The organism is Photobacterium indicum, from assembly GCF_003026215.1.
GTDB classification, from domain to species: Bacteria; Pseudomonadota; Gammaproteobacteria; order Enterobacterales; family Vibrionaceae; genus Photobacterium; species Photobacterium indicum.
Genome location: NZ_PYOC01000003.1, coordinates 50,752 through 73,194, shown reverse-complemented (window position 1 = coordinate 73,194; position 22,443 = coordinate 50,752). Strand labels below are relative to the sequence as shown.

Sequence of the window (22,443 nt, the reverse complement as noted above, 5' to 3'; positions counted from 1 at the left end):
ATGGGCATCCTTGCCCTGTGGACTGACTTCTATTCAGAAATAATAAGAGACTCCTAATGTGAACTTGTTATCATTGCTAGTACCAAGGCCTTTGAGTTCGCTATCACCAGCTATACGAGTATAAGAGTGCGCAACTTCAACCCACCATTTAGCGTCTGAGCTAAATGGTTGACCATATGCGGTCCGCATTTCAAACTTGCTACCAACGTTAGTATCCATCCATTGTGGTTGGAACACCATATACTGACCAGCTTCACCAAATGATAAGGAACCAAATAAGTTAGTTTGATATCCTTTGATACTAAGGCTACCAAGGCCATTAGCTTCAGCTTTGCCTGTTACATAAGCAACATTAGGGAAAATAGTAAAGCTTTCCCAGGGTGTAGTGACTTTAGCTATTGTACCAAGCGCTACAATATCGCTATCAACACCATTAGTTTTCTTCCAGCCTTTCATGTAGTCGATTGAGAAGCCTGCTTGAGGAAGGCTATCAATACCAGTATCTAATACTTGAAAGTAACGGAGACGAGTATTATGGTCTTTTTTACCGATAGTGTTATCCTTTGTCGCGCTTGAGTGCTCAATCAAGCCAAGGAAGCTATTACCTTCTGTATACTGACCGGCGAGACCAGCTATGCCTTTTAGTGTTCCATCATTATCAACCGTGCCATAAACAAAAGAGTTAACTTGAGTTAAGTCACTTGGGTCTGGCGGAGTGTCAGCAGCATTAGAAATAGCTGAAAATGGTAATAGTAATACTGCTAAAAATGATTTCTTCATAATGATTTTCTCATTTTTTATTTATGTATGGGCAATGGATAGTATTTTCCTGATTAGAAACGCAACCAATTTATATAGATGAAATTAATATTTACCGCATTATCATTGATTGTGGGGGGAATGATATACATGCGGGGTTTTTAAAGGTAGTAGGGTGATCAATAGTGATTAGTTGAAATAGATTACGTATATAAAGACAAGCTTAACCTTCTTGTTGTATTAGCCGAACAGCATGGTTTATTTAAGTACGGTATTTGGTTTGTCTGGAATATACTCTGCTTACAGGCTGTATAGTAAATAAATAAGGAGTGTCAAATGTGTTGCACTCATTGTATTACTCCAGCGGAATGCCATTCCTACACATTTCCCTTGAATTAAACACGCTGAGATCACTCTGAATCCTGCATCTTGAGGTAGTTTGGGTATAGTAATGAAGGAGAACTTTAGTTCTCCTTCATTACTTAATTTGAGTTTGTTTCTCCTACTATTACAACATCACCCGTTTCTTCATCTAGATAAGCACCAATTGGCTGCTCTTTCTCTGTCTTCGTTTCATAATCGTGTATGTAAGCACCAGAAGCTCGACTGATTTGTGCCATTAGCTCTTTGTTTTCATATTGAAACTCATAACAAGTTCGAGATTCCCAAACACCAGAACGGTTTTTGCTTGCAGTCGCTACCATGCCATCTTTGTTTTGTGACAGCCATTCGTTTGCAGCATCACGCAGAGGTTGTTCTTCAGTGTCACTAAAAAGGCCACTATTGGTGTAACATACAAGCATTAGGTCTTTGTTGCTATCATGCGCCGGTGGGATAAGGTATTGACTACCATCCTGCGAATTAAATACAGAAGCACCACTTGCAAGAAGGTTGTAGTCCAACATTAGACTGGCGGCACGCGTCATGTTGATTGCTTCACAGCCAAACATAGCGAAAGTAGAAAGAAGAGTCAGAACAATAGTTTTTTTCATAAAATCACCAATAAAGAGGCAGTCTATGACTGCCTCTTATACATACTTAGTTAGAAGCTAAATTGCGCACCGATTTTCCAAACGTTGTCATTCTTCAACTTACCGTTAAGACCACCGTCAAAGTTAGTATCACTCTTAACCGTGTATTCGAAGTATGGTTTAAAGTTATCAAATCCTGCATATTGTGCTTTTAGCTCAAGTTCTGTTTGACTGAAGTCTGCATCTAGTGAATTTGTGAGTTGGTGTTTTGGCACTTCGCTATCGATATCTAACTTACCCGTTTTAATAATGTAGTTTGCTGACAAATCAACCATGTCGCCAACTACATAACCAGCAGTAAGATCAAAGCGATGTAGCTTCTCTTTCTCTTTAGAAGAAAGCGTGGCGTCAACTCCATCGTTTACAGATAAGAACTTAGCATTTAATTTGCCGTCACGAACTTCATAACGGTAACGAGCACTAGTATAAAAGCCATTACCGAAGTTATAGCCAGTTTCGATACCAAATTTAGCAGTGTTGCTAGATTTATAGCTAGCATTTACCTCATCTCCCCCCGGCATCATTGCACTACCGTCAATATTGCCATAATAAGAAGCACGACCAACATGGTGAGATGGAATTGTCAAATCGAATTGAGGTTCAATATACCAAGCATCAGTGATGTCAAACTTGTAATCCAGTGAGAAAGTAGTTTCTTTGTGGTATTTAAGGTTATCCATGGCGACAAGCTCAATGCCGCCATGTAAGCCTCCGATCAATTCTGAATCAAATTTTGCGGTGGTTTCTTGGTCACCATCATGTGAAATTTCATAAGTTGTATTAGCCAGAGCCGCGCCAGAGAATAGTGAAACTAGAGTTGCTGCTAAAATAGCCTTTTTCATTTTTAAACCCTATCTGCTTTTTCTATCAAGCAATCCATCGCAAGGTTTTGTATTCCGTTGACAGTGTTGAATATTAAATTTCGGTTCAAGGTGCAAGCGACTTTCCGTGAGAAATATTATTCTACTTTCTTTCAAAATTAAAATTTCACACATTCGCTTACTGCGATTTATTCGACGGGGTGTATGCTATGCTTGATGGGGTTTTGAGTAAAAACAAACGTTATTAGAAATGATTAGAAATGGTTAGAAATGGTTAGGGTGATTAAAAGTTATTTCTGCATCATATTATATGTATTAATAATAATCCTCCTGTCATGCACATAAATGATTATTTGATTTTTTTTGCGAAAAGAAATTAAAAGCTTATGCGGTGCTTTGTACATGTCTTCAATATATGATTAGTATAATATAAGGTGGTTGGGTTTATTCGGCATTTAGCGTGTTTCTGGTGTTCACCGGAAACAAAAAAAAGGGACTCAGAAGAGCCCCTTTTTGAGCTGGGTGTTTACTTACTTTCGCCAACGATAACAACGTCACCAGTCTTTACGTCGAGATAAAGGCGAGATTATTTCAGATAGCGATCAATTAGGTGTGTTCTGAAGTATTGAGCATTTAAACGTTCGCCAGTCGCTGCTTTTAATATATCGTCCGTCGATAATGTAGAGGCTTTCTTCCAAACATGGCGATCTAACCAATTAAATATCGGCGTTAGGTTACGTTCACGAATAAGGTTTTCAATATTCATTTCAGTACGCATAGCAGACATAAACTGGGCTGCGTACATTGCACCTAATGTATAAGAAGGGAAATAGCCGAAGCTGCCATCTGTCCAATGAATATCTTGCATACAGCCATCGGTATAATTTCCTTTGGTTGAAAGCCCAAGATACTCAGTCATTTTCTTATCCCAAAGTCTTGGAATATCAACGACTTCAATATTACCTTCAATTAAATCACGTTCGATTTCATAACGAAGAATAACGTGTGCAGGGTAGGTTACCTCATCTGCATCTACTCGAATGTATCCCGGTTTAACACGCGTATTAAATAGAGCAAGGTTCTCGTTCGTTAATGCTTTATCGTTCTCGCGCTCAAATGCTTCACGTGCAGAAGGTGCAAGTAAGGCAATAAATTCAGGGCTACGAGAAAGCTGCATTTCAAAAAATAGGCTTTGAGATTCGTGAATACCCATAGAACGCGCTTGGCCAACGGGTAATCCCGCGAGTTGTTGAGGTAAACCTTGCTCATAACGAGCATGGCCCGTTTCATGAATAACGCCCATTAATGCAGAAGTGAAATCGTCTTCATCGTAACGCGTAGTAATACGTACATCGCTTGGCACACCACCACAGAATGGATGTGTACTTACATCTAGACGGCCATGGTCAAAATCGAATCCCAGCTTGCTCATAACCTCTAAACTAAGGGATTTTTGCTCATCAATGAAGAAAGGCCCCTTAGGTGTTAAAACCGATTCTGTATTTTGTTTTTCACGCACTTGCTGGATAAGGGAAGGTAGCCATGATTTAACATCAGCAAATAGTGAATCAAGCTCAGTAGTTGTCATTCCTGGTTCATAAATATCGAGCAATGCATCATAACGACTCAAGCCCGTAGCTTCTGCGCGTATCGCGGCTTCTTTTCGTGCTAGCTCAACAACTGTTTCTAAATTCTTACTGAAATCATGCCAGTTGTTGGTTTGGCGCTGAGTTCGCCAAGCATGCTCACATTTAGAACCTGCAAGCGATTGCTCCTCTACAAGTTCAGCAGGAAGAATATTGCTCATTTGCCAAACACGCTTCATCTCTTTCAGGCTGATGGTTTCTTCAGCCGTTAATGATTCTGCTTCTGCTTGATTGAACCAATCAGCTAAATGAGAGGCTGTGGAGAGTTCATGAGACATAACGGCTAATTCAGCCATGGCTTCTGAACGAGCATCATTACCACCTTCAGGCATCATTGCAGCCTGATCCCAACCACAGATAGCCCCAAGATGTGATAAGCGGTTAATTTTCTTTGAGTGTTTTACTAACTTTTCATAGTAAGTCATCATCAATCCTTGCGTTGACTTAGTAGCTTTAACTACTAAGAATATCGATAAATACCGGAATAAAGAATGCCTTAACTAGCAAACAGGGCATTTTACCGCAGTTGAGTGATTTATTTGCTATTACGGTTGAATTTGTCGAGTTTTATCAGCTACTGCAGAGTAATACGCTGGTTAATTATCCTATAAAACGCACATTACTATTTATTGACACAAAACTGTCAGTATAAAAATGAAGAGTGTTGAATCTGACTGGTCTTTTCTGCTAAAAAGGCATTATGAAATTAAGAACGTATTTTCTAAAAACGTTTCTCAGAAAATCACTGCAAATATATGTAATTAATGTCATATTGTGTAGTGTGATAAATGAAGCGTGATAAGCTCTAATGTGTCAAAACACTTACACTTTCGTAAGAATTTGTAAAGTACGCGCGCATTGAATTGATAGTCAGATATAATGCCCAAAGTAGTCGTAATTAGGAATTTTCATACTAAAATGAAAAAGACATCAAGAATAATTTCAGCAGTAACAGGTACTTTTTTTCTCTCGTTATCTTTGCCTGCTCTAGCCGTACCAACTGTGGTTCCTGACGCACCTGTATTAGGCGCTAAAGGATATGTATTGATGGACTACAATACAGGTCGAGTTCTCGTCGAAAAAAATGCAAATGTAAAATTAAATCCTGCCAGTTTAACAAAGCTAATGACCAGCTATGTAGCAGGGCAAGAGATGAAACGCGGAAACATCAGTCAAGATGATATTGTTGTTATAAGTAGAAATGCATGGGCTAGAAACTTTTCTGATTCATCTAAGATGTTTATTGAAGTAGGTACTGAAGTCTCAATGATGGATTTGTACCGTGGCCTTATTATTCAATCGGGTAATGATGCAAGTGTTGCTATTGCTGAGCATGTTGCTGGCTCTCAAGATGCATTCGTTGGATTAATGAATTCATGGGCTAAAAATTTAGGCATGAATAACAGCCAATTTGCGAATGCACATGGTCTTGATAACCCTAATTTGTTCAGTACCCCTTACGATATAGCTTTGTTAGGGCAAGCATTAATCAAAGATTTACCGGATCTTTACCCTCTATATAGTGAACGTTCTTTTACTTACAACAATATTACACAGCGTAACCGTAACGGGTTACTCGGTGATAAAAGTATTAATGTTGATGGTATGAAAACGGGCTACACTAGCGGTGCTGGTTATAGTTTAGCGAGCTCAGCAACGCAGGGGAACATGCGCTTAATTTCAGTTGTTATGGGCTCTAGTAGTACAAAAAGCCGTGAAGCCGAAAGTAAGCAGCTGCTAAATTATGGATTCCGATTCTTTAGTACAATCTCGCCACATAAAAAAGGGCAAGAGGTGCTGAATGAGCGTATTTGGATGGGTAACACCGACACAATTAGCCTTGGGGTCGATAGTGATACTTACGTGACACTGTCACGCAATGATGCAAAGAAAGTGACAGCCAATGTTAAATTAACACATGATTTAATGGCACCAATTGTGATTGGTGATAATGTCGGTTCAATCTTCTACCAAGTGAATGGTGAAGATATTGCAGAAGTGCCGTTAGTCGCTTTAGAAACGGTTGAAGAAGGCGGTATCTTTAGTCGCTTAATTGATTATGTTAAAATGTTTTTTGCGAACCTGTTTAAGTAATTACTAGCTTAACAGGCTGAATCAATTATAGATTTAGAATTGAACCCACTTTCACTGTACAAGAGAAAGTGGGTTTTTTCTAACATATTTATACTCATCTAGATAATTATCTGATCATCCTTGCTGACCATATATTCTTCAGAATGGTATTAAATGTTAGTTACATCAATGAACATTGATTCATCAATATTGATATTAGAAGACGATACTTCTGCTTCAGTAAATTCATACTCAGCTCTTTCACCATTTCTATCTAACGGTAGATTTTCAAAATCAAAGATATTTCTATCAGCTAGCTGACTTGGGCTAATATTTTGTGTTGATTTGAAAATGCTTTCTACACGACCTGGTGTTTGTGTATCCCAATCAATCAGCATTGCTTTAATGTTTTGACGCTGAAGGTTTTCTTGTGAACCACATAAGTTACAAGGAATGATTGGGTATTCGCGGTATTCAGCGTAAGCGATTAAGTCTTTCTCACGGCAATAAGTAAGAGGGCGAATAACAACATTACGTTGATCATCAGAACGTAATTTAGGCGGCATTGATTTCAATCTTGAGCCATAGAACATGTTCAAGAACATTGTCTCAACCATATCGTCCATGTGATGACCAAGCGCAATTTTAGTCGCTCCAATCTTCTCTGCGAAAGAATATAAGGTTCCGCGACGTAAGCGAGAACAAAGGCCACATGTTGTTTTACCTTCAGGTATTTTCTCTCTAACGACAGAGTAGGTGTCTTTATCTACAATATAATAAGGAATGCCCAGAGATTCAAAATAGTTTGGCAAGATATGCTCTGGAAAACCTGGCTGTTTCTGATCCAGATTTACAGCGATCACTTTAAAGTTAATCGGTGCTGATTTTTGCAAGCCCAAAAGAATATCAAGCATCGCAAAAGAATCTTTACCACCACTGATACAAGCCATTACAACATCTGACTCTTCAATCATGTTGTATTCAGTAATCGCATTACCTACATTGCGTCGAAGTTTCTTTTGAAGCTTATTAAATTCAAGGTTTTCTTTGTGCGTATCTTGTTGATTCATTCTCAAATCTCGTACTACCGTAAATGAAGTAGTGAACAGCTGATGGATTAGCGGGGGATTATAATGCTTTTTTACACGTTCAGGGAAGTGTTCTTGTGCTTAATACCAAATCCATTAATTATCTGACCATTCGAATACCACTGGGAGTCGAGTTCAAGGATAGTACTTGATAGAAGAGTGGTTCTCTTTTAACTCTTGCTGAACTCAGCAGATAATTAATGGATTTGGTATAGGTACATAAAGTGTAACAACACGTAAAATTTAAACAAAAACCAAACTAACAATAAAACTGCTTTTGAATTAAGATATTAGTACCATATACTCCATAATTGGCTATTAACAGTAAGTCATATAGACCTACTCAATGATAAATACGTAAACAATATTTACGTAAAGGGATGGGAATGGATAAATTGCATCGATGTTTAATTGCTGGTATTGCTATAGCTGCTTTATCTGGATGTTCAGCGAAGCAATCTCAACAGCTGGGAATGCGAAGTAGTACTGTTACAAAAGTTTCTCAGCAAATGTCTAATTTAGAGCTTTGCGAAACGTACTTATATGGTCGAAGTACAACACAGACTCACTTTGCGATTGCCAGTGAATGGAGCCGACGTGGTTTAAGCCGTAAATACTGCGAAGAAACAATTAACCAACTTTATATTTCTGCTTGGGCGAGCTGGTTAGCTGCAAACAAAGACAAAAAAACGACCGAAGGTGCAACAAAACCTGTTCCTTTGCCAGCAACGAACCTTTAATACCAATTTAGACAAGGTTCTGCACATTCTTATCCCAGAAGATTTAGGTATAATAAAAAAGCCTCGTTGTTAGAGGCTTTTATCGTAGCAATATTGTGTTTAACATCGAGCTTTAATCAATATTAGGTGCGAGAGGGCTTACATAGCCATCGGGTTTTAACGCGAGTAAGTCACAATTTAGACTATCAATAGTATGCTCGGCAGTATTGCCGATAAAGACGGCTGATAAGCCAGTACGCCCAGTAGTCCCTAAAATAACAAGTTCAGCGTCTAAATCTTCTGCCACTTTAGGTATAACGTCTTCAGGTAATCCTTCGATAACATGAGTTTGATCTTCACAAATACTATATTGCTGTCGTAGCGCTTTCATTGACGTTAAGTGATGCCCACGCACTGCATCGGTATAAGAAGCGGGATCAAACTCGGGTAGCTCAATGGTAATATTAACGGGTGTTGCTGGGTATGCGTTCACAAGGTTGATTTCTGCCCCTAAAATACCCGCGAGACATTGCGCTTCTTTTACAATGGCATTATTAAGTGACTCATGTGTTTCACTATCTGCAGCTAAATTAACACATGCGACAATTTTTCCATTTTCAGGCCAACTATGCTCTTTCACCATAAGAACCGGGCAAGGGCACTTACGTAATAAATGCCAATCTGTTGGCGTAAAGATAACTGAACCAATTTTATCGTGTTCGTGCGTTGCTTTAACTAGCAGGTCTATATGGCTTGTAAATACTTCGGCCACAATTGCCTCATACGGACGGTTATGCCAAACAACCTTTATATCTATATCTAATCCGTCTTCAGCATGTGGCTTAATGAGATCTTTAAGCCATGCTTCTCTTTGCATCACAACACCACGGCGCATAGCGTGTCGTTCTTCAGATGAGAGCATAGATGTCATTTCGTATGAGAAATCATAAATGGCAAGAAAGATGGTGATTTTTACGTCGGAAGACTTGTTGGCAAGATGAATGGCACGCGATAACGCAGGTTGGTGATCCTGAGCCGGGTCGATAGCAACAAGAATATTATTGTATTTTTTCATAACTGCCCCCTTACACAACTGTGCTGGCAAAATACCTTTCTGAATGATAGCAGGTAAAACTGTGTCTAATCAGATTAGTACATTAACTGTAACGTATAGAAGGTATTAAAGGGAGAGGATATAACAAAAAATATAAAAAAAGTGATACGCATCAATAGTCGTATCACTTTTTCTGAAAACAAATAGTTATTGATTAGATGCTTTTTTTACTAACACCAGCAAGGCGAGCTAGCTCGTCGTGATCAAGGATTGTAATATATTTACCTTTAACACTTAGCATGTCTGATTTTTGGAATCGACCCAATAAACGACTGATAGTCTCAACCGTTAAACCTAGGTAGTTGCCAATATCACCACGTGTCATTGTTAGACGAAATTCACGAGGTGAAAAACCACGCTGCGAAAAACGCAGTGATAAGTTATAAAGGAAAGCCGCTAAGCGCTCTTCTGCATTCTTTTTAGAAAGCAGTAAAATCATTTCTTGGTCACCTTTGATTTCATGACTCATCAAACGCATGATTTGCTGACGTAGCTTTGGCATCTTGCCTGATAAGTCATCTAGAATTTCAAATGGGATTTCACATACCATTGATGTTTCAAGAGACTGTGCAAAGCTAGGGTGCATCATTTCATTGATAGCATCGAAACCAACAAGATCACCAGCAAGATGGAAAGCTGTAATTTGCTCATCACCTTGTTCTGTAATGGTGTAACTCTTGATCGTACCAGAGCGGATAGCGTAAAGAGATTTTAACTCATCGCCAGCTTTAAAAAGCTCTTGTCCTTTCTGGATAGGTTTTTTCCGTTCGATAATTTGATCGAGTTGATCAAGTTCAGACTCATTCAGTGTGAATGGAATACATAACTGACTAATACTGCAATCCTGACAGTGAATAGCACATCCCCCTGACTGGATACGTTTGGTTGTAAGTTTGTCTGAAATCATAAGCCTGTCTAACCAATTTGATGTAGGTCAATATTTTAACATATTATGAAGTAATATTACGAGTAATAAAAACTCTACAACATTTGTTTGATTGCGATGTAACCAGTATGAACGCCATACGCCAATAACAGCAAGGCACTCGCGCGTTTAAAGTAGAGGTTTTTTAAAAGTTGTTTTGCATGTTCAGCAACTGAACCAATCAATAACATCGCGGGCAGTGTGCCTAAACCGAAAGCAAGCATCACACTAGCACCACCAATGGCACTGCCAGAGACTGCAGCCCAACTAAGAGTCGAATACACCAAACCACAAGGTAACCAGCCCCAGAGAACCCCAAAGGGTAGTGCTGATAATGGTGATTTCAAAGGTAGAAAAGATTTCGCCGTCGGGGAGATGTATTTCCAAAGGAATTGCCCGAGACGCTCAATTTTTGTGATGCCTTGCCACCATTGACCAAGGTATAGTGCCAAGCCGATCATCATTAAAGCGGCAAATAAGCGCAATGAAATCAATGCACTTGAATAACCACTGTAAGCTGCCATGCCTGCGAAAGCACCACCTATAATGGCACCGGCAATAGAATAAGAAAATAAGCGCCCTATATTATAGGCCAGTAAGTAAAGCCAACGATTATTGCGTTCTTGACCCGGCATACCTAAGGTTAGTGCGGCGGCTACACCACCACACATACCAATACAATGTCCTGCGCCCATCAGGCCGATAGCAAAAGCAGCATAGAAATCTATATTCACGATTTATCGCCAGTATTTTGGTTTTCTATCGTCTTTGTAGTCGGCTCTATTTCTTCAGCAGAAGGTGCACTTTTTGACTTAGATTCTGTTTCATCAAACAAAATATCGAAGCCTTGGCGTTCAAGATCTTCGAATTGATCTGATTTTACTGCCCATAAAAAGATAGCAACTGCGATGCATACAAAAATAATGGCAATAGGTATTAATAAGTAAAGACTAGCCATTTTCTTTTAACAACCTTAAAGAATTTGATACAACAATGATCGAACTTGCAGACATGCCAACAACGGCAATGTACGGCGCAACCATCCCAGCAACAGCAAGAGGTAATATAATCAGATTATACCCTAAGGACCAAGCAAGGTTTTCGCGAATAATCTTTTTAGTTTTCAACGCTAATCGACGAGCTTGTAAGATACGGGTTAATTGGTCGCCCAATAACACCATATCAGCTGAAGACTTGGCAATGTCTGTACCGCCACCCATCGCAACAGAAAGGTGCGCACCCGCCAGAACCGGGGCATCATTCACACCATCACCAATCATTAGTGCCACATCTTTGTCATCTAAACTGCGTAAGTAATCCAATTTGCCTTCTGGTGTAACGCCAGATACCAACTTATCGACATTCAGTTTATCGGCAACAAGCTGCGCGTTAACGGAATTGTCGCCAGTTAACATCGTGACTTGAATACCTGCACGCTGGAATTGTCGAACTAACTCAGCACTGTCTTCGCGGATAGGATCATCTAATTTGAATGCTGCGACAAGTTGAGTGTCACACGATAGCCAAACTTGATAACTATTATCTGCTTGATTCACTAAAAATTCGGCGTTCGTATTCCCCTCAAGTACAAATTTAATCTGGCCAATACGCCATTCTTGCCCATTTTTAACACCTTTAAGGCCACAACCAATCACATTGTCGACGTGGTCAAAGGCAAAGGCTTGGTCTCTATGCGGTGTAAATGCGCGAGCGATGGGGTGATTGGCAAAACGTTCTAATTCAGCGGAATAAGATAAGGCATCGTTTTCTGCCACGTGAGTAAATAACTGAGTATTGATTAAACGGATATTACCTTCAGTTAGTGTGCCTGTTTTATCAATGACTAATTGATTCACCTTGCAAAGCGTTTCTAATACATGGCCTCTACGAAGCAAAATACCTAAGCGGCCGAGACTAGAGGTAGAACAAGTGAGTGCGGTGGGTGTTGCCAAAGATAACGCACAAGGACAGGTTGCAACTAATACGGCTAAGGTGATCCATAGTGCATCTTCTGGTTGTTGCTGATGCCAATAAAGCCAAGTACCCGCAGCAATAATCAAGATCCCTGCGACAAAATACCGCGCGACTATATCGGCAAGCACAGCCACCTTGGGTTTAGACATTTGTGCTTCATCTTGAAGGCGCACAATATTAGAAATTAATGAATTCTGACGATCTTTGGTAACTTTAATCGTGATATTACCATCGCCATTAATTGTACCTGCAAAAACTGGCTCACCGGCTGAGCGAGCAATTGGCATTGGTTCACCCGATAACATTGATTCATCAATCGCGGTTTCGCCCTGAATAATATCGCCATCTGCAGGCAAGCTTTCACCAGGCAGAACAGTGACAACGTCACCAATGTTTAGTGTTTTCGCTGCGACTTGAGTTCCATCTTCTAATGTAGCCATCGCAGGAACTAACTTTAATAAGTTTGCACTGGCAGCAGCTGCATGCCGGCGGGCTCGCATTTCAAGGAAACGACCCAGTAATAGGAAGAAAGTAAACATTGAAATGGATTCAAAGAACACTTCACCTTTTTCAGCGACTGTCGCGTAAAGGCTGGCAACATAGGCGAAAAGTAGGGCAATTGAAACTGGCACATCCATCCCAAGCGTTCGAGCTCGTAGGTTTCGCCATGCACTCATGTAAAAAGGCAGTGCAGAATACAGTAGTACCGGGGTAGCAAAAATTAAGCTAACCCAGCGAAGATAGTTTCTAAATTCAGTGTCTAGATCGCTAAACACTTCAAAATATAGTGCCACAGCAATCATCATTACTTGCATAGTGGCTATGCCCGCAATACCCAACCGATACAGGTATTGTTTCATTGTATTGTGATATTGCTGTTCTTGCGCATCAGCCTCAAAAGGAGCTGCTTTATAGCCAAGGCGATGAATTGCCGAAAGTAGGGTGCTGAGTTTAGTTTGTTCAGGGTTCCACTTTAATAAGGCGCGGTGAGTGGTCGTATTAACTTGAATTGAAACTAATCCCACTTCTCGCGAAAGTTGTTTTTCAATAAGCCAAGCACATGCCGCACAGGATACGCCATCAAGTGAAAGTGACACTTCTTTGCAATCATCAAGATTACGTACAAATTCTTGTTGAACTTCTTCATGATCATAAAGTAAGAGTGATTTAAGTTGCTGTGGTACTAAATCAGCTTTTTCTGCGGGGGCAGTACGATATTCATAATAAGAAGTAAGGCCACTTTCTACAATGGTTGTCGCGACAGCTTCACATCCTGGGCAGCACATGTCTCGTGCTTTACCTAAAATGTCTACTTCATAGTGGCAACCCTGTGGAACAGGATCGCCGCAATGATAGCAGTCGGTATCTCTGCTGATTTCTTTTGTCATCCCTTATTCTGCCCGTACAACGCAATCGGATCGGAAGTAGGTAAGTTTACACGACCTTGTAACATCCAGTCACCATCAAACGCTTCAACTTCGATAAACCATGGGCCTTGTAGTGGCTCTGGCGAGTTAAAGTGATAGGTACCTTTAAGATCGGCACTTACCATTTGAGTAAAGTCTTGATTAGCAAGTGTACGGTGAGTAAAAGTAACACGTAAATTAGGATTACTTCTGAGTTCTCCTTTATCAAATTTAACCGCAATTTGATTTTCTTCTACTGCCACTGTTGCATGAAGTTTTAATGCATCGGCTACGCGAAGGCGTGAAATATCGACATTAATCGCTTTGCCTTTTTTGTAATAATCTTCAGCAACAAGGTCGACTTGGTTTTGAGAGAAAATATAAACAGCCGTTAAACTATAAACAACAGAAGATGCAGGAAGAGCGATGACAAACCAAGGCCAAAACTGCTTATACCATGGTTTTTTTTGCATGATGACAACCTTTGATATTTAGATGAAATTAGCCCCTGAAGTTAACAGGGGCTAGGTATTATGTCTCGGTAATAAATCACACATTGCTAATAAACATGTAACTGATTATTAACGAGTAATATTACTTATCGGTCTTTTCGCTTAGATTCCAGACATAGGCAGAAATTAGCTGAATTTTTTCTTCACCTAACACATCTTTCCATGCTGGCATTACACCATGACGACCATGCATAATAGTAGCTTCAACTGCACGACGAGAACCACCGTACAACCAGTTACTATCTGTTAAGTCAGGTGCACCAAACGCAGGGTTACCTTTACCGTCCGTACCGTGACATGCTGCACATACAACAAAACGACTTTTACCCGCTGCTGCTTCTTTTGCATTCACTTTACGACCCGATAGACCAAGAACATAACTTGTTACTTCTTTAACGCCATCTTTACCTAGTGCATCACCCCAAGCCGGCATAACACCTTGACGACCTTCCATAATGGTTGTTTTGATGGTTTCTGCTTCACCACCATATAACCACGCATTGTCTGTCAAGTTAGGGTATCCAGCTTGGCCACGAGCATCTGAACCATGACATTGTGAACAGTTCTGAATAAACAGACGCTGGCCTACTTTAATCGCTTCTGAATTAGCAGCGATGTCAGTAATAGGAAGTAGGGTATTGCCTGAGGTATCGTAAGCTAGAGTTTTGAATGTTTCACCGTATTTAGCCTCGGCTTCATCCAATTCTCGTGCGTACTGATTCAACTGTTTGTTCTGCTGAGCATTAGCAAGTGATGCCTTTGACTCTTCAAGTGAACGAACCGTTTGGTCAGAACTTGTCCAGCCTAAAAAGCCTTTGTAGTTACCTAACCCTGGGTAAAGGAAAAGGTAAAGTACAGCAAAGACAATCGTGCCCCAAAACATGTACGACCACCACTTGGGCAGTGGGTTGTTATTTTCACGAATACCATCGTATTCGTGTCCCATATCTTCACCTTCTTCGACACCCATCTTGTCGCGGCTGCACCAAAAAAGTAGGCAACCCATAATGACTAAAGTGCCAATAGTGATAATAGAGATCCATAGGCTCCAAAACGTACTCATGCTTCCTAGCTCCTGTCTTTCCCACGCGTGGCTAAATCTTGTTCTTCGTCAGCAAACACAAGGTTTGCAGCTTCACTGAACTCAGACTTGCGGCGCTTGCTATAAGCCCAAAGGATAATACCAATAAAGCTAATGAACAGCACAACAGTCCAGACACTGTGAACAGTTATAATATCCATGATATCTCCTTATTTCATCGCATGGCCAAGAGACTGAAGGTAAGCAATAACTGCATCCATTTCAGTCTTGCCTTTAACGTCATCACCAGCGCTTGCAACTTGCTCGTCAGTGTACGGAACACCGAAGTTATCTTTAAAGATTGCAAGTTTCTTAGAAGTTAATTTACCGTCAAGTACATTTTCTTCTAGCCATGGGAAACCAGGCATATTTGATTCAGGAACAACAGCGCGAGGATCACGAAGGTGAACACGGTGCCAATCGTCAGAGTAACGCTGACCAACACGTGCCAAATCAGGACCTGTACGTTTTGAACCCCATAAGAATGGGTGTTCCCACACACTTTCACCCGCAACAGAGTAGTGACCATAACGTTCTGTTTCAGAGCGGAACGGACGAATCATTTGGCTGTGACAAACGTTACAGCCTTCGCGAATGTAAATATCACGACCTTCCATCTCTAATGCCGTATAAGGGCGAAGATTTTCTACTGGTTCAGTCGTTTGCTCTTGATAAATCAGCGGCGTAATTTCAACCAGCGCACCAAAGCTAATAGCGATGATGATAAGGATTGCCAAAAGGCCGACATTTTTTTCAACTATTGCGTGACGATTACTCATCTGTCGAACTCCTTATGCTGGTTGCTCAATTGCTTTTAGGCTTTCTTTCGGTGCTGAAATTGTTTTGTATGCGTTATACGCAAGCAAGAACATACCAGACAAGAAGATTAACCCGCCAACAAAGCGAACAAAGTAGAACGGATAAGAGGCTTGCAGCGATTCAACGAAGCTGTAAGTCAATGTACCGTCGGTATTTACTGCACGCCACATCAGACCTTGCATCACACCAGAGATCCACATTGCTACGATATACAGAACCGTACCAATTGTTGCTAACCAGAAGTGAACGTTGATCAATTTGATCGAATACATACGCTCTTGGCCGAACAGTTTAGGGATTAGGTGATACACAGAACCGATAGAAACCATTGCAACCCAACCTAACGCACCAGAGTGAACGTGACCAATGGTCCAGTCCGTGTAGTGAGATAGGGCGTTTACTGTTTTAATTGCCATCATTGGGCCTTCGAAGGTAGACATACCGTAGAAAGACAATGAAACAACAAGGAAACGCAAAATCGGATCGTAACGAAGTTTATGCCATGCACCAGATAAGGTCATGATACCGTTGATCATCCCGCCCCAAGAAGGTGCGAATAAAACAAGCGACATCACCATACCTAACGACTGAGTCCAGTCAGGTAGTGCTGTGTAATGAAGGTGGTGAGGACCAGCCCAGATGTACAGAGAAATTAGTGCCCAGAAGTGTACGATAGATAAACGATACGAGTAAACAGGACGACCCGCTTGCTTTGGTACGAAGTAATACATCATACCCAAGAAGCCCGCAGTAAGCAGGAAGCCTACAGCGTTATGACCGTACCACCACTGAATCATTGCATCCACAGCTCCAGAATAAATCGAATATGACTTACTCATAGAAACAGGAATAGCAAGGTTGTTCACTATGTGAAGTACCGCTACCGTTAGAATGAAGGCACCGAAGAACCAGTTCGCAACATAAATGTGCGACGTATTTCTTTTAATCATAGTACCGAAAAAGACAATGGCATAGGCTACCCATACAACTGCAATAGCGATACCAATCGGCCATTCCAGTTCTGCGTATTCTTTACCTGTGGTCCATCCCATTGGCAATGTAATTGCCGCTGAAAGGATTATTGCTTGCCAACCCCAAAAGGTAAACGCGGCTAACTTCCCACCGAATAATCTTGTTTGACATGTACGTTGTACTACGTAATAAGACGTAGCAAATAACGCACTGGTACCAAATGCGAAAATTACTGCATTAGTATGCAGAGGACGCAAACGGCTGTATGTCAACCAAGGAGTATCGAAGTTTAGCGCCGGCCATACCAGCTGAGCTGCAATCAATACACCAACGCTCATTCCGACAATTCCCCATAGTATGGTAGCTAGGGTAAATTGGCGAACGACCGTATAGTTATAGTTTTGTTCAAGCTGCTTTACTTGGCTCATGTTGCTACTTCCACTATATATTGTTCAACTACACTTATATTTCCTTGTGCGAACAACAAGTTGTCGCAATGCCACCCAAAGCTTATTGATAGTCTTGTTGTTTTTTAAACAACTCAACAATCAAATTGCTATTTTATTGTAAAAGTGGCATTTTCAGTGTGCATAATACGTTAGTTAACAAGCGATTGACAGGCTGATGCCCACACATTGTTTACGGTTAAGCAACATTTATGTGAAAACTTTGAACCATGTAACACGGGATTAAGTGTAATTATGGCAGCAGAAAAATTAACAAAATCACGATTAATTCAAATTATTGTCCTAATGGCAGTGTTAATTTCAGCATTTGTTTGGAGAACAGTCACCTATGAAGAAGGGCAATCAGCAGAACAAAAGGCTATTCACTGTGTAATAAGTGAAGAAAAGTGCTTAATTGTTGAGCAGGACGAGACTGCAGATATAACATTAGCCCCATTACCTGCTACAGCTGAGTCGCCACTTGTACTACAAATCGGCAACATTGATGTTAAACCAACAGGTGTTGTTGAGGGTGTTGATATGTTTATGGGTACAATCCCCGTCGTTTTTGAACAAAAAGGCGAGTATTGGGTGGGTGATTTTAGTGTTCCAGCCTGTATTCATGATGAAATGGATTGGAAGGCAACAATTACGCAAGGAAATCAAACCACAATAGCTACATTCACTGTAAAAAAATGATTAACATTCAAATAGCTTAAATGTTAATCATCTGGTTCTGTGGGGGTTGATTATCCCCGCCTTGTTTTAACATAATAAAAACTAAACATTAGAAAGCAATAAGCCCCAAATAGGCTTATTGCTTTGGTTTTCTGCATGTGATAATTATTTTATTCTACGTAAATCATTTTCTTTGTCATTCCACCATCAACAGTAAAATTTTGCCCTGTAATAAAGCCAGACTGTTCACTAAGAAGAAAGTTAACGATTGCAGCAGTATCTGTTATATCGCCAACCCGACCTACAGGATGTTGGCTAGAATCAATATCCCTTAGTAGTTCATTGGTTGTGTTGACCCAACCGGGAGAAACACAATTAACTCTAATCTCGGGCCCTAAACTGTTTGCCAAAGCGTGCGTTAAAGCCACTAAACCACCTTTAGAAGCACTGTATAATTCCGTATTAGGTTCAGACTGTTGTGCGCGAGTAGAGCTAATATTGACGATGGAACCTCTCGCTTTTCTTAATAAAGGTAAGCACAATTTACTCATCAATAATGGCGCAGTAAGGTTAATATTCAGAACCCGGTGCCACTCTATTAAATCTAATTCTTCAAGCGGTGAATTGTAGGGATTGGAGATAGCAGCATTATTGATTAAGCCATTTAGGTGACCATACTGTGTCGTGATCTCGTTAATGATCAACGACATTTCAGTTTCATTAGAAACATCAGCGCATCGAAAACGAATACGAGGCTCCTCAGAAACTAATTTAAACCCCGCATTTTCATCAATATCAACCGCGATAACAATTGTCTCATTTCCACTGGTGCTATTTATCGCAGGACTGTTCTTAACTAAGAATTCGCAAATTCCTTTACCGATGCCATTCGCGCCGCCTGTTACCAAAATCACTTGATTAGCCATTGCATCCCTTCATTTGCTGCATACTCGAAAGATGATAATGAATAACGGCAAAAACAAAGCAGACTTTAATCAAAAAACCATAAAAAACTCAATCCTTTGCTGGATGCAAATGTAATAATGTTACTTATGTAGAAAAGTAATGACAGAAAGAAGAATAATGGATATCGCAACCAGCATCTCTGCTATTAATTCATCTGAAAGCGCTATTTTAGATGCAATTTGCAAATTACAGCAAAAAATCACGAACCCTAAGTTAGTCTTGGCGTATTTTTCAGAGCACCATGATGAAACTCTGATAAAGAACATATTGCATGAACAATACCCTGACGCCCAAGTTTTGGGGTGTTCATCTTGCCGAGGAGTCATGACTGACGAGGGTTATAACTATGGCGATAGCATTGCTTTATGGGCTATGTGTGATTACAACGGTGCATTTGGAACTGCGTTAGTTTCTACTAATCAATCCCCATTCGAAATGGCTCAACAAGCAGTATTAAGAGCAATAGAAAATAGTGGGCGCCCTGGTGAACTTCCGGCATTGATTTTGCTACATGCCACTCCAGGGAATGAAGAAGATGTTATTAAAGGTATTGAGCATGAGTTAGGCGCGTCAATACCGATTATTGGTGGTAGTGCGGCGGATGATTTTGTTAGCGGAAATTGGAAGCTATTTACTCATGAGCATACCAGTCAGCATGGGGTAGGTGTTTGCGTTTTTTACCCATCTTGCCAAGTAAGTTACTCATTTCATTCTGGCTATGCCAATACCAATCAATCAGCGGTTGTGACAAGAGTTGAAGGCCGAGAGATTGTTGAATTAGATAACGAACCCGCTATAAATATTTATGAAAAATGGTTAGACAAAAATTTAAGTCAAGCAAGCAATATCATTAACGAGAGTAGCCTTAACCCCTTAGGACGCGTGGTGGGGAAAGTGCATGAGCTCGAATATTACAAACTTGCGCATCCACTAAAAGTTACAGAACGCGGTGGAATAGAGCTTTTCGCAACGGTAGAAGAATCTGAAACCGTTTTTTGTATGATGGGAACCGATGAACGTCTAATTACCAGGGCGGGTAGAGTGATTGACTCAGCCAATGATGTTGGCAGGAAAGGCGAATTAGACCCTATTGGTGGCATTACCATTTACTGCGCTGGTTGCATGTTAAAAGTACAAGACAGAATGCATGAAGTCGCCAGTTATGTGAATCACGCCATGCATCAAGCTCCGTTTGTTAGTCCTTTTACTTTTGGAGAGCAAGGGCAATTTATTGGTGGTGAAAACGCTCATGGAAACTTAATGATTTCCGCCGTTCTTTTTCATAGGGATGAGTATGCTAAATTCTGAGTCAGAAAAATTACAAGAGACATTACTTGACTTGTTACGAAGCCAAGAAAGAGAATGTCAATTACGTGAAGAAAATTCAGCTATTCTAGCGGGTATTTCCGCTATGGCGGGTGCAAACAATAAGCGTCAGGTATTCAATAGCTTATTATCTGTATTGCGAAAATACATAGGCTTTGAGCACGCACTTGCCCTTACTCGTGACGACGAAACCGGCCCGCTAAGAGAGCTAGTTACAACATGTAGTGCATTTGAATCAAGTTCATGGGCCATTGATAGAACATTTGTACGTTGTATTAACGGTGAAAGTATCGCTTTATTTTCCCCAAAAGATGTTACAGAGTTTAAAGAGGTTTCTCCTGAAATACTCGAATACTGTAATTCAGCGTTAATGACGGGAGTGAAAGTCAGCTCTGGCGATGCTGTACTATTATTTGTGCATTCTAAAAAAGGGCAATTTACACCTCAGTGCCGAAGAGTACTCGACAGATTTAGACCGTTATTAGAACGTGCAATCATAGATATTGATTACCGCGAACGTTTACAATCTTTAGTAACAGCAAGAACACAAGAGCTCACACACAGCCAGCAACGATTTAAAGATTTCGCCAAAACAGTCGGGGATTGGTTTTGGGAAGTCGATACCAACTATCAATTTACCTATATCTCGGCCCCACATCTTGCTAATCATGTCATCGATAATGACAACATATTAGATATCTTTGGTGAGCAATCTGAATTACGCGTAAAGTTATTAGAACAATTAAAAAGCAAAAAGACATTCGAAGATATTGAATGGAAATTACCTGAAGATGAAGGCGCTTTATGGATCACGCTAAGTGGGACACCTTACTTTAATAAACAAGGTAAATTATTGGGCTATCGCGGTACCGCAAAAGATATTACAAACAGAAAACAGCGTTTAGTTGAATTACAACTCGCCAGAAAGCAGGCAGAAACAGCGAATAACGCAAAATCTGAATTTCTAGCGATGATGAGTCATGAAATACGCACGCCTTTAAATGCAGTGCTGGGCTTAATGGACACGTTAGTTGCTTCTGGGCTCGACAGTAAACAAATGGAGTGGGTGAGCCAGATGGAACAATCTGCTCAATTGCTACTTACAATTATCAATGACATCCTCGATTTATCACGGATTGAGTCAGGTAAATTTGAGCTATTCAATACAGAGATATGTATTGCAGACAGTGTTAACCTCGTCGTTAATCAACTAAACGAACAAGCAAAAAGAAAAAATATCACCTTAACGACAACAATCGATCCATCTGTACCAGACAGTATGCAGGGTGATAAAAATCGAATAACTCAAGTCATGTTCAATCTTATTGGGAATGCCATAAAATTCACCAATGTTGGTTCTGTTAGAGTCTCTGTAAAAGCAGTTAACAATCATATTGAGATTGCCGTTATCGATACAGGAATAGGCATAGCACCGTATGCACAAAAAACATTGTTTAATCCATTTATCCAAGCAGATGGAAGTATTACACGGCGCTATGGTGGTACGGGTTTAGGTCTCGCAATTAGCATGCATCTTATCAAAAAAATGGATGGTAATATTTCATTAGATAGCATGCTAAATGTGGGCAGTTGTTTTACCGTCTCGATACCAATAACATCTATAGTTAATACGACAGAAAAAGAGCTTCCAGAGCAATACCCAATATCAACGCGATCATTAAACATCTTGCTTGCGGAAGACAGCAACACAAATCAACTGGTTGCTAAATTAATGCTTGAAAAGCGTGGTCACCGAGTACAAATTGCAAATAATGGTGAGGAAGCTATAAAGGCCTTAGAGAATGATACACATTATTTCGATATTGTTTTGATGGATATTTCAATGCCAGTACTTGATGGGATCCAAGCTACCAAGCTATTACGAGAAGAAGAGATCACCATACCAATCATTGCACTAACAGCAAACGCAATGCAGTGCGATCAAGTTGAATACAAAAAAGCTGGAATGAATGATTTCTTAGCTAAACCAATAAGAGCAATCGAACTTAATCAAATACTGAATAAATACCAGCACATTGCCTAAACGAACTAGAACTTAATGGTCTTGCAGAGCTGTTAAATGCTGT

The 22,443-nt window shown here is 40.3% G+C and carries 21 protein-coding genes; 5 read left to right on the top strand and 16 right to left on the bottom strand.

Annotation, left to right across the window (positions count from 1 at the left end):
* Window positions 1–33 precede the first annotated feature (33 nt).
* The 4 genes from C9J47_RS10760 to C9J47_RS10745 all read right to left on the bottom strand — a co-directional run bounded on the left by C9J47_RS10760 (window position 34) and on the right by C9J47_RS10745 (window position 4,682).
* Window positions 34–780, bottom strand: a complete 747-nt coding sequence (locus C9J47_RS10760; RefSeq protein ID WP_107253537.1) for a hypothetical protein — start codon at window positions 778–780, stop codon at window positions 34–36.
* Window positions 781–1,241: 461 nt separating this feature from the next.
* Window positions 1,242–1,751: a hypothetical protein gene (locus tag C9J47_RS10755; RefSeq protein WP_107253536.1), complete on the bottom strand. Its 510-nt coding sequence runs from the start codon at window positions 1,749–1,751 to the stop codon at window positions 1,242–1,244.
* Between the two features lie 50 nt (window positions 1,752–1,801).
* Window positions 1,802–2,632: a hypothetical protein gene (locus tag C9J47_RS10750; protein WP_107253535.1), complete on the bottom strand. Its 831-nt coding sequence runs from the start codon at window positions 2,630–2,632 to the stop codon at window positions 1,802–1,804.
* A 565-nt stretch (window positions 2,633–3,197) separates the two neighbouring features.
* Entirely contained in the window at window positions 3,198–4,682 is a 1,485-nt protein-coding gene (locus tag C9J47_RS10745) for a carboxypeptidase M32 (RefSeq protein WP_107253534.1), read from the bottom strand.
* 493 nt (window positions 4,683–5,175) lie between these two features.
* On the opposite strand from C9J47_RS10745, the gene C9J47_RS10740 reads away from it, so the two are divergent.
* Window positions 5,176–6,351 (top strand): D-alanyl-D-alanine carboxypeptidase family protein, encoded by a 1,176-nt coding sequence (locus tag C9J47_RS10740; protein ID WP_107253533.1) that lies wholly within the window; start codon window positions 5,176–5,178, stop codon window positions 6,349–6,351.
* Between the two features lie 149 nt (window positions 6,352–6,500).
* Here the strand turns inward: C9J47_RS10740 and ttcA are convergent, their stop codons facing one another.
* Window positions 6,501–7,400, bottom strand: a complete 900-nt coding sequence (gene ttcA, locus C9J47_RS10735) for a tRNA 2-thiocytidine(32) synthetase TtcA (RefSeq protein ID WP_107253532.1) — start codon at window positions 7,398–7,400, stop codon at window positions 6,501–6,503.
* Window positions 7,401–7,804: 404 nt separating this feature from the next.
* Between ttcA and C9J47_RS10730 the strand changes: the two genes are divergently transcribed.
* Complete coding sequence (locus C9J47_RS10730; protein ID WP_107253531.1) at window positions 7,805–8,158, top strand: hypothetical protein; 354 nt, start codon at window positions 7,805–7,807, stop codon at window positions 8,156–8,158.
* Window positions 8,159–8,270: 112 nt separating this feature from the next.
* Here C9J47_RS10730 and uspE read toward each other — a convergent pair whose 3' ends face one another.
* The 10 genes from uspE to ccoN all read right to left on the bottom strand — a co-directional run bounded on the left by uspE (window position 8,271) and on the right by ccoN (window position 17,368).
* Entirely contained in the window at window positions 8,271–9,212 is a 942-nt protein-coding gene (gene uspE / locus C9J47_RS10725) for a universal stress protein UspE (RefSeq protein WP_107253530.1), read from the bottom strand.
* A gap of 193 nt (window positions 9,213–9,405) precedes the next feature.
* A complete protein-coding gene (locus C9J47_RS10720) occupies window positions 9,406–10,158 on the bottom strand; it encodes a fumarate/nitrate reduction transcriptional regulator Fnr (protein ID WP_107253529.1) in 753 nt (250 codons plus the stop codon).
* Window positions 10,159–10,232: 74 nt separating this feature from the next.
* Window positions 10,233–10,910, bottom strand: a complete 678-nt coding sequence (locus C9J47_RS10715) for a sulfite exporter TauE/SafE family protein (protein ID WP_107253528.1) — start codon at window positions 10,908–10,910, stop codon at window positions 10,233–10,235.
* A complete protein-coding gene (gene ccoS, locus C9J47_RS10710) occupies window positions 10,907–11,134 on the bottom strand; it encodes a cbb3-type cytochrome oxidase assembly protein CcoS (protein WP_107253527.1) in 228 nt (75 codons plus the stop codon). Before ccoS ends, C9J47_RS10715 begins: the two co-directional genes overlap by 4 nt.
* On the bottom strand, window positions 11,127–13,538 hold the full coding sequence (locus C9J47_RS10705; protein WP_107253526.1) for a heavy metal translocating P-type ATPase: 2,412 nt from the start codon (window positions 13,536–13,538) through the stop codon (window positions 11,127–11,129). The genes ccoS and C9J47_RS10705 overlap by 8 nt, the downstream gene beginning before the upstream one ends.
* Window positions 13,535–14,029 (bottom strand): FixH family protein, encoded by a 495-nt coding sequence (locus C9J47_RS10700; protein ID WP_011218545.1) that lies wholly within the window; start codon window positions 14,027–14,029, stop codon window positions 13,535–13,537. Before C9J47_RS10700 ends, C9J47_RS10705 begins: the two co-directional genes overlap by 4 nt.
* A 121-nt stretch (window positions 14,030–14,150) precedes the next feature.
* Window positions 14,151–15,131 carry a cytochrome-c oxidase, cbb3-type subunit III gene (gene ccoP / locus C9J47_RS10695; RefSeq protein WP_107253525.1) on the bottom strand — a complete coding sequence of 327 codons (981 nt, stop codon included), beginning with the start codon at window positions 15,129–15,131 and terminating at the stop codon, window positions 14,151–14,153.
* A 5-nt stretch (window positions 15,132–15,136) separates the two neighbouring features.
* A complete protein-coding gene (locus tag C9J47_RS10690) occupies window positions 15,137–15,310 on the bottom strand; it encodes a cbb3-type cytochrome oxidase subunit 3 (RefSeq protein ID WP_107253524.1) in 174 nt (57 codons plus the stop codon).
* Between the two features lie 9 nt (window positions 15,311–15,319).
* The gene (ccoO, locus tag C9J47_RS10685) at window positions 15,320–15,928 is read right to left on the bottom strand and encodes a cytochrome-c oxidase, cbb3-type subunit II (RefSeq protein ID WP_107253523.1); all 609 of its coding nucleotides are present in this window, start codon (window positions 15,926–15,928) and stop codon (window positions 15,320–15,322) included.
* 12 nt (window positions 15,929–15,940) lie between these two features.
* Window positions 15,941–17,368: a cytochrome-c oxidase, cbb3-type subunit I gene (gene ccoN, locus C9J47_RS10680; protein WP_006231872.1), complete on the bottom strand. Its 1,428-nt coding sequence runs from the start codon at window positions 17,366–17,368 to the stop codon at window positions 15,941–15,943.
* 273 nt (window positions 17,369–17,641) lie between these two features.
* Here ccoN and C9J47_RS10675 point away from each other — a divergent pair, with 273 nt between their 5' ends.
* Window positions 17,642–18,085 carry a hypothetical protein gene (locus C9J47_RS10675; RefSeq protein WP_107253522.1) on the top strand — a complete coding sequence of 148 codons (444 nt, stop codon included), beginning with the start codon at window positions 17,642–17,644 and terminating at the stop codon, window positions 18,083–18,085.
* Window positions 18,086–18,234: 149 nt separating this feature from the next.
* On the opposite strand, the gene C9J47_RS10670 is transcribed toward C9J47_RS10675, so the two are convergent.
* Entirely contained in the window at window positions 18,235–18,990 is a 756-nt protein-coding gene (locus tag C9J47_RS10670) for an SDR family oxidoreductase (protein ID WP_107253521.1), read from the bottom strand.
* A gap of 157 nt (window positions 18,991–19,147) precedes the next feature.
* On the opposite strand from C9J47_RS10670, the gene C9J47_RS10665 reads away from it, so the two are divergent.
* Window positions 19,148–20,338 carry an FIST signal transduction protein gene (locus tag C9J47_RS10665; RefSeq protein ID WP_107253520.1) on the top strand — a complete coding sequence of 397 codons (1,191 nt, stop codon included), beginning with the start codon at window positions 19,148–19,150 and terminating at the stop codon, window positions 20,336–20,338.
* Window positions 20,325–22,400: a PAS domain-containing hybrid sensor histidine kinase/response regulator gene (locus tag C9J47_RS10660; RefSeq protein WP_107253519.1), complete on the top strand. Its 2,076-nt coding sequence runs from the start codon at window positions 20,325–20,327 to the stop codon at window positions 22,398–22,400. The genes C9J47_RS10665 and C9J47_RS10660 overlap by 14 nt, the downstream gene beginning before the upstream one ends.
* Window positions 22,401–22,443 lie beyond the last annotated feature (43 nt).

Coding starts and splice junctions, on each gene's coding strand:
- ttcA (WP_107253532.1), bottom strand. CDS start 7,400: ATGAATCAACAAGATACGCACAAAGAAAACCTTGAATTTAATAAGCTT.
- C9J47_RS10755 (WP_107253536.1), bottom strand. CDS start 1,751: ATGAAAAAAACTATTGTTCTGACTCTTCTTTCTACTTTCGCTATGTTT.
- ccoS (WP_107253527.1), bottom strand. CDS start 11,134: ATGGCTAGTCTTTACTTATTAATACCTATTGCCATTATTTTTGTATGC.
- C9J47_RS10760 (WP_107253537.1), bottom strand. CDS start 780: ATGAAGAAATCATTTTTAGCAGTATTACTATTACCATTTTCAGCTATT.
- ccoO (WP_107253523.1), bottom strand. CDS start 15,928: ATGAGTAATCGTCACGCAATAGTTGAAAAAAATGTCGGCCTTTTGGCA.
- uspE (WP_107253530.1), bottom strand. CDS start 9,212: ATGAAAAAATACAATAATATTCTTGTTGCTATCGACCCGGCTCAGGAT.
- C9J47_RS10730 (WP_107253531.1), top strand. CDS start 7,805: ATGGATAAATTGCATCGATGTTTAATTGCTGGTATTGCTATAGCTGCT.
- C9J47_RS10750 (WP_107253535.1), bottom strand. CDS start 2,632: ATGAAAAAGGCTATTTTAGCAGCAACTCTAGTTTCACTATTCTCTGGC.
- ccoP (WP_107253525.1), bottom strand. CDS start 15,131: ATGAGTACGTTTTGGAGCCTATGGATCTCTATTATCACTATTGGCACT.
- C9J47_RS10660 (WP_107253519.1), top strand. CDS start 20,325: ATGCTAAATTCTGAGTCAGAAAAATTACAAGAGACATTACTTGACTTG.
- C9J47_RS10670 (WP_107253521.1), bottom strand. CDS start 18,990: ATGGCTAATCAAGTGATTTTGGTAACAGGCGGCGCGAATGGCATCGGT.
- C9J47_RS10705 (WP_107253526.1), bottom strand. CDS start 13,538: ATGACAAAAGAAATCAGCAGAGATACCGACTGCTATCATTGCGGCGAT.
- ccoN (WP_006231872.1), bottom strand. CDS start 17,368: ATGAGCCAAGTAAAGCAGCTTGAACAAAACTATAACTATACGGTCGTT.
- C9J47_RS10675 (WP_107253522.1), top strand. CDS start 17,642: ATGGCAGCAGAAAAATTAACAAAATCACGATTAATTCAAATTATTGTC.
- C9J47_RS10700 (WP_011218545.1), bottom strand. CDS start 14,029: ATGCAAAAAAAACCATGGTATAAGCAGTTTTGGCCTTGGTTTGTCATC.
- C9J47_RS10690 (WP_107253524.1), bottom strand. CDS start 15,310: ATGGATATTATAACTGTTCACAGTGTCTGGACTGTTGTGCTGTTCATT.
- C9J47_RS10740 (WP_107253533.1), top strand. CDS start 5,176: ATGAAAAAGACATCAAGAATAATTTCAGCAGTAACAGGTACTTTTTTT.
- C9J47_RS10745 (WP_107253534.1), bottom strand. CDS start 4,682: ATGACTTACTATGAAAAGTTAGTAAAACACTCAAAGAAAATTAACCGC.
- C9J47_RS10665 (WP_107253520.1), top strand. CDS start 19,148: ATGGATATCGCAACCAGCATCTCTGCTATTAATTCATCTGAAAGCGCT.
- C9J47_RS10720 (WP_107253529.1), bottom strand. CDS start 10,158: ATGATTTCAGACAAACTTACAACCAAACGTATCCAGTCAGGGGGATGT.